This window comes from Paenibacillus sp. A3M_27_13 (assembly GCF_024213315.1).
Classification (GTDB): Bacteria; Bacillota; Bacilli; order Paenibacillales; family Paenibacillaceae; genus Paenibacillus; species Paenibacillus polymyxa_B.
In genome coordinates this window covers 1,060,118-1,075,064 of record NZ_JANAVE010000002.1, presented here as the reverse complement: position 1 = coordinate 1,075,064, position 14,947 = coordinate 1,060,118, and the positions used below count along the sequence as shown (strand labels likewise).

Below are 14,947 nucleotides of genomic sequence, written 5' to 3'. Positions count from 1 at the left end.
TATCCTATGACTTTCCGCTTACCGGGCTTTCATGGCAAATCGCACGGAAGCCATTTCATCCAGCTCGTTCTGCTCGCGCAGGAGCATTTCCTGTTGGAATTTCACGTTGGCCTTCTCTCTCGCTTTCAGCCAAACCTGTTCATCCAGCATTTTATCGGTCAAAACGGTTTGTTTGCTTTGCACATTTTGCTGCGCATATTGAACATCCCTATGCTTGCGTGTAATACATTGGTCCAGATGATTAACATAAGCCTGTAATTCCTGAATGGTAGAGAGTGGCGCGCAATCCTCGGCAGCCTTTTGAATGGCTGATATGACCCGATTCCTTTCGCCTACAAGCTGTGTTAATGTCTGCTCCTCAGCCTGCAATTGTCCGACAGCACTGGAAAGCAACCATTCGGCCTGTGACTTTTCGTTGGTTTTCAAGTCTACAACTTTCTGAAAGGAATACTGAAATCTCATCGTTCAACCTTCATCTCCTCGTAAATTCAGAAATCAAACGCTCCCTTACCTCGTCCAGCTCAGCCTTTTCATCTGTTCTTTGTCTTGTAAAATCCCATATATCCCGTATACGCTCCATGGATTCGTCAATTTCTGCATTTGAACCCTGCTGATAGGCCCCGATATTAATCAGGTCCTCCGAATCTTTGTAGACGGCCATCAAGCGCTTAATGTTCTCGGCAGCGTCTATCTGATCTCGTGGTGCGATATCCTTCATAACCCGGCTAATACTCGCTAACACATCAATTGCGGGAAAATGTCCTTTGTTCGCAATCCCACGATTCAAGACAATGTGTCCATCCAAAATCCCGCGCACCGCATCTGCGATGGGCTCGTTCATATCATCACCATCGACCAGTACCGTATAAAAAGCGGTTATGGAGCCAGTAGGACCTGTCCCTGCACGTTCTAGAAGCTTAGGTAGACTAGCAAACACGGAAGGTGTGTACCCTCTCATTGCTGGCGGCTCCCCTACGGCTAGTCCCACTTCACGTTGGGCCATCGCATACCGGGTAACTGAATCCATCATCAGCATGACATTCAACCCGCGATCCCGAAAATATTCCGCGATCGTCGTTGCAATAAGTGCACCCTTAATACGGATTAACGCAGGCTGGTCGGAAGTTGCCACAATGACCACGGAACGTTCTAGTCCCTCTGGACCTAAATCCCGTTCAATAAAATCCAGCACCTCGCGTCCACGTTCCCCGATCAAGGCAATTACATTCACATCAGCTTCCGTATTACGAGCAATCATTCCCATCAAGGTACTTTTACCTACACCCGAACCTGCAAAAATACCAACCCGTTGTCCTTTACCGATAGTAAGCAACCCGTCGATAGCGCGCACCCCGATACTGATTGGTTCCTGCACACGCGGACGATTCAGCGGATTGGACGGAATATTGAAGGTTGAATATCTCGCCATTCTAGAGGGAATCAATGAGCCATCCAGAGGCTGACCCAATCCGTCCAGCACTTTGCCTAACAGCTCCGACCCGACCTGCACATTCAACGGTTTCCCTGTTCCTACAACATCACAACCGGGACCAATGGATTGCAGTTCTCCAAGTGGCATCAGAAGCACTTTATTGTCCCTGAAGCCTACGACCTCCGCTTGCAACGGCTTTGCCGTTTTACCCGGATAAATGTAACAAACATCCCCGATACTGGCGTCTGGACCTTCCGATTCAACCATCAGGCCGATAACCTGCGTAACCTTGCCATTTACCCGAACCGGGTCCAGCTGGCGCAAATGATCCATGTAGCGCTGCGCATTAAGCCCCTTCATGTCTTCGCTCCTCATTCTCATGTGCCAGACGCAATAATTCCTTTTTGATCTCAGCTAATTGCGTATCAATCCGCGCATCCACACTTCCAAAGGAAGAACGGATAACACAACCGCGATCTTTCACGGTACCATCAGGAATAATTTGAAGTTCTGCCTGCGAATCGACAGTTAATGACAATTCTTCTCGTGCACCTTGCACAAATGCGAAATGCTGAGGCGACACACACAATGTAATGGTTCCTTTTTCCCGCTTACGAGCCAAATTTTTACGAATTAATTCAATCGTGTATTCAGGCTCAAGGCTAAGCTGTTTCTCAATGACCTTCTCAGCAATAGCACTACTCAGTTCAACCAGGAAAGGCTCAGCTTCCTGAATCAGTTGTTCCTTGATCTCATAGGCCTGACGCAGAATATCCTGTGCTTCTTCCATCATCTGCTCTGATTTCGTCTGGAGCTCGGCCTCAGCCAGCTTCTGACCTTCTTCATATCCTTGCTGAAACCCATCAGCTTTTAACGACTGAGTTAACTGCTCGTCATGCTCGCGTCGTTCCTGCCACCAGGCTTCAATCTGCTGCTGTGCCTCCTGAAGCATCCGTTCCGCTTCTTCAGCTGCCTCGCGAACCTGACGTTCGGCAAAATCCTTAGCATCATTCAGCATTTCATCCCGTAGCCGTTCAGCCTCGTGATCTCGCTGAGGCTCCGGCTCCGTATATTCAGTTGTGATTTCTTCATCCGTCGTTTCTGGCGCATACGTATGTGCCACATCAATTGTTTTCAAAGCCTCTACAGGAACATATTGGAAAGATTTGATCAAGTTAGACAATGATGTCATCTCCTCCACCGCGTGCGATTATAATCTCACCGGCCTCTTCCAATCTGCGGATTGTCGATACGATACGTGTCTGTGCTTCTTCCACATCACGCAACCGCACCGGTCCCATGTACTCCATTTCCTCTTTGAAGGTTTCTGCCATACGTTTCGACATATTTCGGAAAATCACATCGCGTACTTCTTCACTGGACACTTTAAGCGCCAATTGCAAATCTGCATTGTCGATATCGCGGATAATGCGCTGAATGGAACGGTTGTCCACATTGACGATATCCTCGAACACGAACATTCTTTTCTTGATTTCCTCAGCCAGTTCTGGATCTTGAATTTCAAGCGAGTCGAGAATCGTACGTTCGGTTCCGCGGTCTACGCCATTCAAAATCTGAACAATGGACTCGATACCACCCGCATTTGTATAATCCTGCGTTGCGGTTGCAGATAGCTTTTGCTCTAACACTCGTTCCACCTGGGAAATAACTTCCGGAGATGTACTGTCCATGACAGCGACACGCCGGGCCACATCTGCCTGTTTTTCCTGTGGCAGAGACGACAGAATTGCAGCCGCCTGCTCGAATTGCAAGTACGAAAGCACGAGAGCAATCGTTTGCGGATTCTCATTCTGTATAAAATTCAATATCTGGTTTGGATCAGCCTTGCGGGCAAAATCGAAGGGTCTTACCTGTAACGTCGCTGTTAGACGGTTAATGACCTCAACTGCTTTTTGCGACCCGAGTGCTTTTTCCAATATTTCTTTAGCGTAATTAATACCGCCTTGGGAAATGTACTCCTGAGCCAAACAAATTTGATGAAACTCGGCCATGATGGAGTCTTTCTCAATGGCATCGACCTTCCGCACATTGGCAATTTCCAATGTAAGTTGCTCGATCTCCTCATCACGCAAATGCTTGAATATTTGAGCAGATACCTCTGGTCCCATTGTGATGAGAAGTATAGCCGCCTTCTGTCTTCCCGTTAAACCTTGACTGCTTGCCTTTGCCAATGAACTCACCTCTATTCGTCAGCCAGCCATGTACGAAGCAGATTGACGAATTCGTCGGGTTTCTTTTTCGCCAGACTTTCAAGCTGTTTACGCACTTGACTTTCATTTGTCACACTTTCCATGGTAATAGACGGGAACTCCGTCGGCGTTGGCATGAGTTGCAATTCTTCATCCAACTCTTCTTCCTGATTACGACGACCGCGTACGATGAGGAAGATTACACCCGCCAGCAGTGCCAGAACAGCAGCTCCGATGCCCCATAGCCAAGGGTTGGAAGCTGAGAAGAATGTATTCGTGCTCGCAGGCGCCGGAACAGCTTGTGAGAACACTGAAACCTTCTTAGCCAAATCAGCGTCTGTAATAGTAGTACCAGAATTCGCTAACGACGCTCTTACAATATTAACCAAAATATTTTGAATTGCTGTCTGAGTTGCAGTATCCAACGTTTGCTGACCTGTTGGTGGTTCAACTGCTACATTAATGGTTAAATCTTTTACAGTGTACGGACTTTGGATAATATCCCTTGCAATTCGGTTAACTTCGTAGTTAATCGTACTTGAACTCTTATCTGAGCTGGTATTGCCGGAATTAGCTCCTCCAGGATAGCCTGGAACATCCTGTGTTCCTGTTCCTGCAACTCCTCCGGTTTGTCCACTACTGCCCGTATAGCTTTCCTGAATTTGTTGGGCGCTAATTTCAATACCCTTCATTTTCGTTTGATCAACAGGTGTGACCATTTGTTCCTTTGATGTTACTTTGTCGAAATTTAGCTGGGACATAACCAGCACATTTACCTTGTCGTCTCCAACAATTTTCGACAAAAATTGTTGAACATTATTCCTTACATCGCTCTCAAACTTCTTCTGTAGAGCCATGTTTTCCTGAACACCACTAGTGAGCCCACCTTGGCCGCCCTTGGCCGTTGGAATCAACTCATATTCCTTATTGGTGATCGTAATGTTTTCCACTGGCAGATTCGGTACGGCCGTTTTTACCAGATTAAAATATCCGTCGATCGCTTGCTGATTTGGAGTAAAGCCAGGCTCGAATTCCATTTGAATCGAAGCGGAGGCTTTGTCCTTTTCTTCAAGTCCGGCAAAAATGTTTTCCTTTGGCATATTAATGACAACTTTGGAGCTTTGGACACCATCCATCCGTTCCAACAGTTGCTGTATTTCGCCGTTCAATGCATTATTGTACTTCACATTGAACTCGTTCTCCGTCATACCAATGGCAGAGGAGGACTGGTCAAAAGCACTCATGCCGATTGAACCCTTCTGAATCAGGCCTTGAGACCCAACATCTACCTTCGCCTTATCCGCATTAGCGGTTGGGACTGAGATTTGTGTCCCACCAGCATTAAGTTGATACGGTATACCCGCAGAATCGAGATATTTAATGACTCCGGCTGCATCGTTAGCATTTAAATCTCGGAAAGCCACTTCATACTCGGTTTTAGTAAACTGCATCGTTAGCACTACAACGGCGATAATGATGAATGCTAATGTCGAAACAAGTAATATCTTCTGTTTTTTGCTGAAATTATTCCAATACCCGGAAATCTTATCCCGATATTGGGCGATTCTCTCGTTCACTCCGTCACCCCATCCGAAACTTTGCTAAACCCTCTTTACATCTGTGTACGCATGATCTCCTGATAGGCTTCGATCGCTTTGTTTCGGACCTGTGTAGTAAGCTGCAGGGAAAGCAGCGCTTGTTGGGAAGTGATCATGACCTGATCTACATCAACTTTGCCTGCCATGAATTGGTCGGACATCTGGTGCGTAGCGGCTTCCTGCTGCCCTACTTCATTGAGAGCATCCTTTAGGAAGGAACCAAAATCCTTCAAGGATTCGGAAGGCGTCGCTTTCGTCAACTCATTGTTAGGCGATTGAATCTGCTGTATTACCGGTGTCTGTACATTAAACATGGCGTTCTGAATCATGTTTTACTCTCCCTATTAAGTAGTTAGTAGTCCTAGAACTTAGCGACCGATTTCAAGCGCTTTGGAAACCATAGCCTTTGATGCATTCAGAGCTGTTACATTGGCTTCGTATGAGCGTGTTGCGGAAATCATGTCGACCATTTCTTTCATAATGTCTACATTAGGCATATATACATAGCCATCTTTATCAGCGTCCGGGTGACCCGGATTGTACACAGGCTTCAAAGGTGACTGATCTTCCTGAATTTGCGAAACCTTAACGCCAGCAGCGTTTGTGCTACTTCCTTCCATTTGAGCCTTTAAAACATCGGCAAAGCCAGATTGGTTCGGCTCCAAAACAACCGTTTTTCTCCGATATGGAACTGCTTGTCCATTCTCTACTTTCGCCCGAGTTGTCTCTGCGTTGGCAATGTTGCTAGATATAACGTCCATCCGCAACCGTTGGGCCGTAAGAGCAGATGCACTAATATCAAAGCCGTTGTTAATCTTCACCTAGTCCTATCTCCCTTCTACCGCTGTTCTCATCATTTTGATGCGCTCATTAATTTCTTGGATGTAGGTATTATATCTTAGTTGATTTTCAGCCATAAGACTCATTTCTCTGTCGATATCTACGTTGTTCATATTGTTATTCATGACTGAGTACCCATCTTTGGTGACCGTGGCATCTGGAATGGAGTTCACAGGTCCTATTTGAAAATGTCTTGAATTGGTTACTTTTCCACGTAGTGGTGTGACATCACCGTCCATTTGCTGCTGAAGCAGTTCTTCAAATGAAACCTCCGAACGCTTAAAATACGGGGTATCCGCATTGGATATATTGTCCGCCATCACACGTTGTCTCGTATTTGCCGCCTGTACACCTGCCTGAAGCTTTTGAAAGCTCATATCACCCAGCAGATTCATTTAGCTCCTCCCTCCCAGCGTCTACTCCAAAGTAAGATTCAATAAAACAAGATTTTTCACTTTTTTTCGACAATAAAATTTCATAATTATACATTTCTTTTAGGTCTTAAGTAGAAAATAATAACTTTCTGTCATATATTCTAAGTTTCGTAGAGTTGGGACCTAATTACAATAAGAAAAAAGCCCTATCTTTTTTAAAAAAGAGGGCTTTAGATGCATAAAATGTTAAATTTTTCAGGTTTATTTCAAGAAAATGAATGTTTTCTTAGCACTTTACACCTGTAAAAGATTATACGTCCTACTTTTGGAATAGACAGAAAAATCATCAACTTGACCATTATCTAGGTCTAAACGACGGTGCAAGATAGTGTTATTCTGGACCACACACCCTATTTTTAGAAACCCTATTCATAAAATATACTGACTAAGGTCCCTGTTTTGGGCAATATCTCCCAGCTTCTCACGTACATATTCCGGGGTAATGATCATACGATCCAATGTAAGCTCTGGTGCTTCAAACGACAGATCCTCCAACAGCTTTTCTAGAATGGTATGCAAACGACGTGCGCCAATATTTTCGGTGTTGCGATTTACAGACTCAGCAATGCTGGCAATCTCACGGATCGCTTCCTCAGAAAATTCGACTTCAATCTCCTCAGTACGGAGTAAATCAGTGTATTGCTTGGTCAGCGCATTTTTAGGCTCCGTCAATATCGACACAAACTCATCCAAGGTCAGGCTACTTAATTCCACACGGATTGGGAAACGGCCCTGAAGCTCAGGGATCAGGTCAGATGGTTTTGCAACATGAAAAGCACCTGCAGCAATAAACAGAATGTAATCTGTTCTTACCGGACCGTATTTGGTCATGATGGTAGATCCCTCGACAATAGGTAAAATATCGCGCTGGACGCCTTCTCTTGACACATCGGGGCCACTACCCTTACCCTGGCTGGCAATCTTATCTATTTCATCAATAAAAATAATACCGGATTGCTCAGCACGCTTCACAGACTCCTGAATCACATCATCCATATCGATCAATTTGGCGGCTTCATCTTGAATCAACACCTTGCGAGCTTCCTTGACTGGTAGCTTGCGCTTCTTCGTCCGCTTGGGCAGAAAACTTCCGAACATCTCCTGCATATTCATACCCATTTGTTCATTCCCTTGCCCAGCAAACATATCGAGCATATTGGGTGCAGTATCCTCCACATCAATCTCTATGACATCATCCTCAAGCTTACCGGATAACAGATCGAATTTAACCTTACGGCGCTTTTCCGCCAAAGATCCATCCTGTTGTGGTGGTTCTTCTTCTACCGAAGTTCCCGTGTTATTGCCAAACAGCATTTCAAAGGGATTACGTTGCGATTTGTTTGACTTTTCTGCAGGTACAAGGATGCTGACAATCCGTTCATTTGCCATGTCCTCCGCTTTGTCCTTCACATTCTCTGTTCGTTCCGTCTTAACGATGCGAATGGAGGTTTCCATCAGATCACGCACCATGGATTCCACATCACGACCGACGTAACCCACTTCTGTAAATTTGGTCGCCTCTACCTTGACAAAAGGAGCCCCCACGAGCCGTGCAAGTCTACGTGCAATTTCAGTTTTACCCACACCTGTCGGTCCGATCATCAAAATATTTTTAGGCACAATTTCATCCCGGATATCATCCGGCAGCTTACTACGCCGATAACGGTTACGCAAGGCAACAGCAACAGATTTTTTAGCTTCCTTTTGTCCGACAATATACTTATCCAGCTCGGATACCACTTGTCTGGGCGTCAACGATTGATTATTCATTTTGCACTCCTCCACCCTTGAATACTCAGAGCCGATTTACAGTTCTTCCACGATAATCTGATTGTTCGTATACACACATATTTCCGAAGCAACCTCTAGCGCTTCCCGTGCCATGTCCTTTGCTTCCATGCCAGAGCCATGGCGTTTGAAAGCACGGGCAGCCGCCAATGCAAAATTACCACCTGAGCCAATCGCAAGCACATCATCATCCGGCTCGATAATTTCGCCGCCTCCAGAAATGAGCAGCATTCCGGATGAGTCCATCACAATCATGAGCGCTTCCAGCTTGCGCAGAATACGATCCTGACGCCAGTCCTTGGCCAGTTCCACGGCTGCTCTTTGAAGATTTCCGTGGTGTTCCTCTAGCTTATTTTCGAACTTTTCAAATAACGTGATAGCATCTGCCACCGAACCCGCAAATCCCGCAACGACCTGACCACGATACAATCTGCGCACTTTTTTTGCCGTCTGCTTCATTACAACACTGTTGCCGAACGTTACCTGTCCATCACCCGCAATAGCTCCTTTGCCATTGTGGCGTACAGCGCAGATGGTGGTAGCATGAAAGGACATATCCATAACGCGCTCCTCCTTTTCCTTCATCCTTATGCCTGTACTTCAGCTGACATAACTCCCGTTTCGTTGATATAACCATGCAAACTTTCCAGCGCGCGATTAGCGAGAGCTTCATTTTTTTCCTTTTTGTTACGAATCCGTTTCTCCAACTTTGGAAGCAAACCAAAATTTGCATTCATCGGTTGAAAATGCTTAAAATCAGCGGTCGTAATATACCGCGCCATGCTGCCTAATGTCGTTTCTGCAGGAAATACAAACATTTCCTGTCCACGCGCTGCTCGTGCCGCATTCATCCCGGCCAGCAGACCAGAAGCCGCCGACTCCACATATCCCTCTACACCGGTCATTTGTCCGGCGAAGAATAGATTACTTCTTCCCTTGAACTGATAGGTTGGATGAAGTTGCTGCGGAGAATTAATAAAGGTATTGCGATGCATCACACCGTAACGTACAAACTCTGCCTCTTCAAGACCCGGAATCATTGAAAATACACGCTTTTGCTCCCCCCATTTGAGGTGAGTCTGGAAACCAACCAGATTATACAGCGTTCCTGCGGCGTTATCCTGCCGAAGCTGAACAACTGCGTGGGGCAGTTCACCTGTATGTGGATTTACGAGACCCACAGGTTTCATCGGTCCGAACAATGCCGTTTGTTTCCCACGTTGCATCATCACTTCGATGGGCATACAGCCTTCGAAATAAATTTCTTTTTCGAATTCCTTGACTTGCGCTACCTCAGCCGTAATCAGAGCCTCATAAAAAGCATCAAATTCCGCTTCGTTCATCGGGCAATTCAAGTACGCTGCTTCTCCCTTATCATAACGGGAAGCCAGATAAACCTTGCTCATGTCGATAGAGTCCTTTTCTACAATTGGGGCTGCCGCATCGTAAAAATAAAAATACTCCTCTCCCATCAGCGATTTAATCTGTTCCGACAAAGCTGGAGAAGTTAAAGGCCCCGTCGCAATGACCACAATACCGTCCTGTGGGATTTCCTGAAGCTCTTCATTAACAACCTCGATCAAAGGATGTTGATGAAGCGTATCAGTAATATGACCGGAAAATCCGTCACGATCCACTGCCAATGCACCGCCAGCCGGAACTGCATGACGATCTGCTGCACTCAGAATCAAGGAGTTCAGTATTCTCATCTCTTCCTTCAGTACGCCTACTGCATTCGTTAGGCCGTTTGCCCGCAAGGAATTACTGCATACCAGTTCGGCAAATTTATCTGTATGATGTGCTGGTGTTTTTACAACCGGCCTCATTTCATATAACTTAACTGGCACTCCACGGCTTGCAATTTGCCAGGCAGCTTCGCTGCCCGCCAAACCTGCTCCGATGACCGTTACCTTTTGTAGTTCACTCACGTTTAAATCCCCCTGCTATTGTTGTTCTTAAGAAGTCTCTACGCTCTCATCGCTCTCTTCCAGCATTTCGCTGTGATCGCAGACAGTACAGTTGAGCTTCGTTCCTTGTTTTGTACGTTTTTCGACCATTAGGCTACTGCAACTTGGGCAAGGCTTAATGGACGGTTTATCCCAGGAAACAAAATCACATTCCGGGTAGCGGTCACATCCATAGAAGACACGTCCTTTTTTACTCCGTCGTTCGACGACATGGCCCTCACCGCATGTAGGACAATTAATCCCGATATCCTTAACAATTGGCTTTGTGTTACGGCAATCTGGAAAAGCAGAACAGGCCAGGAATTTACCAAATCGGCCAAGCTTATACACCATTTGGCTGCCACACTTATCACAAATGACATCGGATACTTCATCTTTTATTTCAATTTCTTTCATTTCTTCTTCAGCCACTTCAAGTCGCTTCTCGAATGACTCGTAAAAGTCACTCAACACCTTGACCCAATTACCTTCGCCTTCTTCGACGTGGTCAAGATCACCTTCCATATTAGCTGTAAACTCCACATTCAGAATCTCTGGGAAGAACTCCTCCATCTGTTCGATGACCAATTCGCCCAGCTCTGTAGGGAAAAACTTCTTCTCTTCAATAGCAACGTACCCACGTTTCTGAATGGTTTCCAGCGTTGGTGCATACGTACTTGGACGTCCTATACCCAGTTCTTCCAGCGTCTTCACCAGTCGCGCTTCCGTATAACGGGGAGGCGGTTGTGTAAAATGCTGCTTCGGCTCAACCGCTTCTTTTTTTAACTTATCGCCTGGTTGAAGTGGTGGCAGCAGTTTATCTTCTTCGGTTTTACCGTCGTCATTTCCCTCTACATACACTTTCATGAAACCTGGAAAACGAACCTTAGAACCTGCTGCCCGGAATATCGTCTCACCCGCTTCAATATCTACGGACAAAGTATCCATAATAGCAGAAGCCATCTGGCTGGCCATGAAACGTTCCCATACCAATTTGTACAAACGGAACTGATCCCGACTCATAAACGGCTTAACTGTTTCCGGATCGCGTAACGCAGAGGTTGGACGAATCGCTTCATGCGCATCCTGGGCGTTGGCCGCTTTTTTTGAATATTGACGAGGAGTTTCAGGTACAAAAGCTTCGCCATATTTTTGAATAATTAATTCTTTCGCTTCCTCTTGAGCTGAAGCGGCGATCCGTGTGGAATCCGTACGCATATACGTAATCAGACCCACGGTCCCTTCTTTACCTAAATCCACACCCTCATATAGCTGCTGAGCTACAGACATCGTTTTAGATGCACGGAAGTTGAGCTTCCGAGCCGCCTCCTGCTGCAAGGAACTTGTTGTGAATGGAGGAGAAGGATTGCGTAAACGCTCTTTCTCTTTCACATCGCGTACCTTGTAGGACGATTTTCCGATAGCTTCTAACACTTCTTGTACATCGGCTTCGCTAGAGAGTTCTTTCTTTTCACCGCGCAGCTTATGAAATTTCGCTTCAAAGGTACTGTCTTTAATAGCTAGTTTAGCTGTAATCGTCCAGTATTCTTCCGGTACAAACTCATTGATCTCGTTTTCCCGGTCCAAAATAATTTTCACCGCAACCGACTGCACACGCCCAGCGGATAGGCCCTTTTTCACCTTTTTCCAGAGCAACGGGCTGATTTTGTAGCCAACAAGTCGATCCAGTATCCGTCGTGCCTGCTGAGCATTGACCAAATCCATATTGATTTTACGGGGTGTTTTAAAAGCATCTTTGACAGCCTGCTTCGTAATTTCATTAAATACAACACGGCAATCTGCTGTATCGTCCAGTTCCAGCGCATGCGCCAGATGCCAGGCAATAGCTTCACCTTCGCGATCCGGGTCAGCCGCCAGATATACTTTTTTTACTTTTTTTCGGGCATCCTTTAATTCTTTTAGAATTGAGCCTTTACCTCGAATGGTAATGTATTTGGGATTAAAATCATTTTCGACCTCTACGCCGATCTGACTCTTCGGTAAATCCCTGATATGACCCATGGAAGCCTTGACGATATATTTGCTGCCTAAGTATTTGCCGATCGTCTTCGCCTTGGAAGGCGATTCCACGATGACGAGTGAATCCGCCATAGGCTCTTCCTCCTCTCAATTACACACATGAATATGATAGACTTCCTGAAATGTGGTGAGTTATGACGCGATAGAGAGCTTCACAGATTGGTCATTCTTCCGGATCGCTGAGATTCTTCAGAAAAATTCCATCTGCTCCGCTGCTGCGAGTCATAATGTCAACACATTTCAGGAAGTGGGGAAGGAGTAGGAATCCGCGACGCGGATGAATGCCATACTGCCCTCCACCTGATGTTTAAAATTGAATTTGTGCATTTACTAACTAAGGACTTTGCAAAAACAACTACTAAATAAGCTTGTATTTTGTGCCCGCTAGCTGGGCGATCCTTTTTTTTATGATTAACGATAACAGAACTGCGTGTAAAAGTCCAAAATCCCATGCCGTAGCATCAAGCAGTTCATCCAGTGTCATGGTTCCCTGTTCAAGCAACAGTATGACACGGTTTTCCTCAGAAGTCTCACTTTCTGGCACTTTGGAGACCTCCTTCAGATTAAGACTCTGCTCTCTATTGTATGAAGAAACCTCCCTTGTACGCAAATCTGCTTCATACTCCTCAATAATATCCGAAGCTTCAGTGACCGTTTTTGCCCCTTGCTTAATCAAGCTCAGCGTACCTCTACTCTTCGGTGACGTAATGGGTCCGGGAACAGCAAACACATCTCGATTTGCCTCCAGTGCAGCATCAGCTGTAATCAAGGAGCCGCTTCTTACATCTGCTTCGACAACAAGCGTTCCCTTCGTTAAACCGGCTATAATCCGATTACGTTGTGGAAACATTCCTGGATGCGACCTCGTGCCTGGAGGATACTCTGATAAGATCAAGCCATTGCTAGCCATCTCTGCAAATAAAGACGCATTTTGGGGAGGATAAATTTGATCAATCGCTGTTCCCAGTACACCAATCGTGTTTCCTCCCCGGCGCAGGGCTGTTTCGTGACAAATACTGTCAATCCCTCTCGCCAATCCGCTAACGATTGTAATCCCTGCATTACATAATCCCTCTGTCAGTATCTCCGCTGCTCTACGTCCATAAGCGGTGGGAACGCGGGTTCCTACCATGGCTATAGAACATGTATGCAAAAGTGATTTATCCCCTTTTGTATACATTACCCAAGGTGGGTCAACTGTTTCCTTCATTAATAGGGGATAATCCTCGTCCACATAAGTTACCGTTCCAATATCACCGGATTGAACTCGCTGATATCGTTCATGCACCCATTCTTCATCATAACACTGAGCCGCAATGCGTGCCTGAGCAGGGCTTAACCCTATCTCGATCCACTTCTGTTCGCTAAAATGCAGTAGCTCATGCAATTGATAGTCACTCGACCAAATACGCTGAATTGTTTTTCTTCCGATTCCCTCTAACTCATGTAAGCCTAACAAAAGCCATCTTTCTTCCAAACTATGGTTCCCCCATTCACGGAAGAGTGAACCCTCCCTTATTTTGTGGCACAATGAATCATTTTGCAAGCGTTTCCCTGACAAGCCTGTCTTAACGCAAAAAAAGCAACCTTTTCATCCCCTGTTTCAGAAGATAAAAAGGTTGCTTACCTTTCTTTCATTATACACTAGCCTGCGGCAAATTTCGATGCAGTTTTATGGCCTGTATATTAATGAAGAAACACGATTTAATGTGTCGTACACAAATTCAAAATACCACGTGCTTCCAGCACACTTACCAGTGTCGAGCCCATTTCGGAAGGAGTCGGTGCCACCTTGATCCCACAGGCTTCAAGCGTGGCAATTTTCTCTTTGGCCGTTCCTTTTCCACCAGAAATAATGGCACCTGCATGCCCCATCCGTTTGCCTGGAGGCGCAGTCACACCGCCGATAAAACCAACCACTGGCTTCGTCATATTGTCCCTGATCCACTCGGCAGCCTCTTCCTCGGCTGTACCACCAATTTCTCCGATCATAATGACAGCATGAGTGTTGGGGTCCTCATTGAAGCGTTGCAAAATATCAATGAATTCTGAACCTTTAACGGGGTCACCGCCAATACCAACCGCAGAAGATTGTCCTATACCTCGGGTCGTTAACTGATGCACTGCTTCATAGGTCAAAGTACCACTACGTGACACAACGCCTACATGACCTGGTAGATGAATGTAACCTGGCATAATACCGATTTTACATTCTCCTGGCGTAATAACGCCCGGGCAGTTAGGGCCAATCAGAACGGTCTTTTTACCTTCCATAAAACGTTTGACCCTGATCATATCAAGCACCGGAATGCCCTCCGTGATACAAATCACGAGATCTAATTCCGCATCTACAGCCTCCAAAATGGAATCTGCGGCAAAAGCTGGTGGCACGTAAATCACGCTCGCTGTTGCGCTAGTAGCTTCCTTGGCTTCGCTCACTGTATTAAACACCGGCAATTTGACCTGTTGTCCGTTCTCCAGTGTAATTTCTACCTCGGTGCCTCCCTTACCTGGAGAGGTGCCACCTACCATTTGTGTACCGTAATCAAGTGCACCCTTGGCATGAAACAACGCCGTTTTTCCCGTAATCCCCTGTGTAATCACCTTTGTATGCTTATCGACCAAAATACTCACGATCTTCACATCCCCTATCGTTTAT

General features: G+C 45.9%; 14 protein-coding genes. All 14 read right to left on the bottom strand.

The annotated features are described in order from the left end of the window. Positions 1–18 precede the first annotated feature (18 nt). A complete protein-coding gene (fliJ, locus tag NLX82_RS11475) occupies positions 19–462 on the bottom strand; it encodes a flagellar export protein FliJ (RefSeq protein ID WP_013309890.1) in 444 nt (147 codons plus the stop codon). A gap of 10 nt (positions 463–472) precedes the next feature. Continuing rightward, positions 473–1,792: a flagellar protein export ATPase FliI gene (gene fliI / locus NLX82_RS11470; protein WP_013309889.1), complete on the bottom strand. Its 1,320-nt coding sequence runs from the start codon at positions 1,790–1,792 to the stop codon at positions 473–475. After that, positions 1,779–2,615, bottom strand: coding sequence for a FliH/SctL family protein (locus NLX82_RS11465; protein WP_025723732.1), 837 nt, complete (start codon positions 2,613–2,615; stop codon positions 1,779–1,781). Before NLX82_RS11465 ends, fliI begins: the two co-directional genes overlap by 14 nt. Further along, the gene (fliG, locus tag NLX82_RS11460; protein ID WP_013370674.1) at positions 2,608–3,624 is read right to left on the bottom strand and encodes a flagellar motor switch protein FliG; all 1,017 of its coding nucleotides are present in this window, start codon (positions 3,622–3,624) and stop codon (positions 2,608–2,610) included. Before fliG ends, NLX82_RS11465 begins: the two co-directional genes overlap by 8 nt. 11 nt (positions 3,625–3,635) lie before the next feature. After that, entirely contained in the window at positions 3,636–5,219 is a 1,584-nt protein-coding gene (gene fliF / locus NLX82_RS11455; RefSeq protein ID WP_254348117.1) for a flagellar basal-body MS-ring/collar protein FliF, read from the bottom strand. A 35-nt stretch (positions 5,220–5,254) separates the two neighbouring features. Next, positions 5,255–5,569 carry a flagellar hook-basal body complex protein FliE gene (gene fliE / locus NLX82_RS11450; protein ID WP_007430020.1) on the bottom strand — a complete coding sequence of 105 codons (315 nt, stop codon included), beginning with the start codon at positions 5,567–5,569 and terminating at the stop codon, positions 5,255–5,257. Positions 5,570–5,608: 39 nt separating this feature from the next. Then, positions 5,609–6,061, bottom strand: a complete 453-nt coding sequence (gene flgC, locus NLX82_RS11445) for a flagellar basal body rod protein FlgC (RefSeq protein ID WP_028542726.1) — start codon at positions 6,059–6,061, stop codon at positions 5,609–5,611. A gap of 6 nt (positions 6,062–6,067) precedes the next feature. Beyond that, positions 6,068–6,475, bottom strand: coding sequence for a flagellar basal body rod protein FlgB (flgB, locus tag NLX82_RS11440; protein ID WP_013309883.1), 408 nt, complete (start codon positions 6,473–6,475; stop codon positions 6,068–6,070). Between the two features lie 408 nt (positions 6,476–6,883). Beyond that, entirely contained in the window at positions 6,884–8,284 is a 1,401-nt protein-coding gene (gene hslU / locus NLX82_RS11435) for an ATP-dependent protease ATPase subunit HslU (RefSeq protein WP_075154071.1), read from the bottom strand. 36 nt (positions 8,285–8,320) lie between these two features. Continuing rightward, positions 8,321–8,863, bottom strand: coding sequence for an ATP-dependent protease subunit HslV (gene hslV / locus NLX82_RS11430; RefSeq protein WP_013309881.1), 543 nt, complete (start codon positions 8,861–8,863; stop codon positions 8,321–8,323). Positions 8,864–8,889: 26 nt separating this feature from the next. Continuing rightward, on the bottom strand, positions 8,890–10,230 hold the full coding sequence (gene trmFO, locus NLX82_RS11425) for an FADH(2)-oxidizing methylenetetrahydrofolate--tRNA-(uracil(54)-C(5))-methyltransferase TrmFO (protein ID WP_023988185.1): 1,341 nt from the start codon (positions 10,228–10,230) through the stop codon (positions 8,890–8,892). 27 nt (positions 10,231–10,257) lie between these two features. Continuing rightward, entirely contained in the window at positions 10,258–12,360 is a 2,103-nt protein-coding gene (gene topA / locus NLX82_RS11420) for a type I DNA topoisomerase (protein WP_028542727.1), read from the bottom strand. Between the two features lie 286 nt (positions 12,361–12,646). Then, a complete protein-coding gene (gene dprA, locus NLX82_RS11415; RefSeq protein ID WP_254348114.1) occupies positions 12,647–13,765 on the bottom strand; it encodes a DNA-processing protein DprA in 1,119 nt (372 codons plus the stop codon). Between the two features lie 227 nt (positions 13,766–13,992). Next, positions 13,993–14,922 (bottom strand): succinate--CoA ligase subunit alpha, encoded by a 930-nt coding sequence (sucD, locus tag NLX82_RS11410; protein ID WP_028542729.1) that lies wholly within the window; start codon positions 14,920–14,922, stop codon positions 13,993–13,995. Positions 14,923–14,947: the final 25 nt, after the last annotated feature.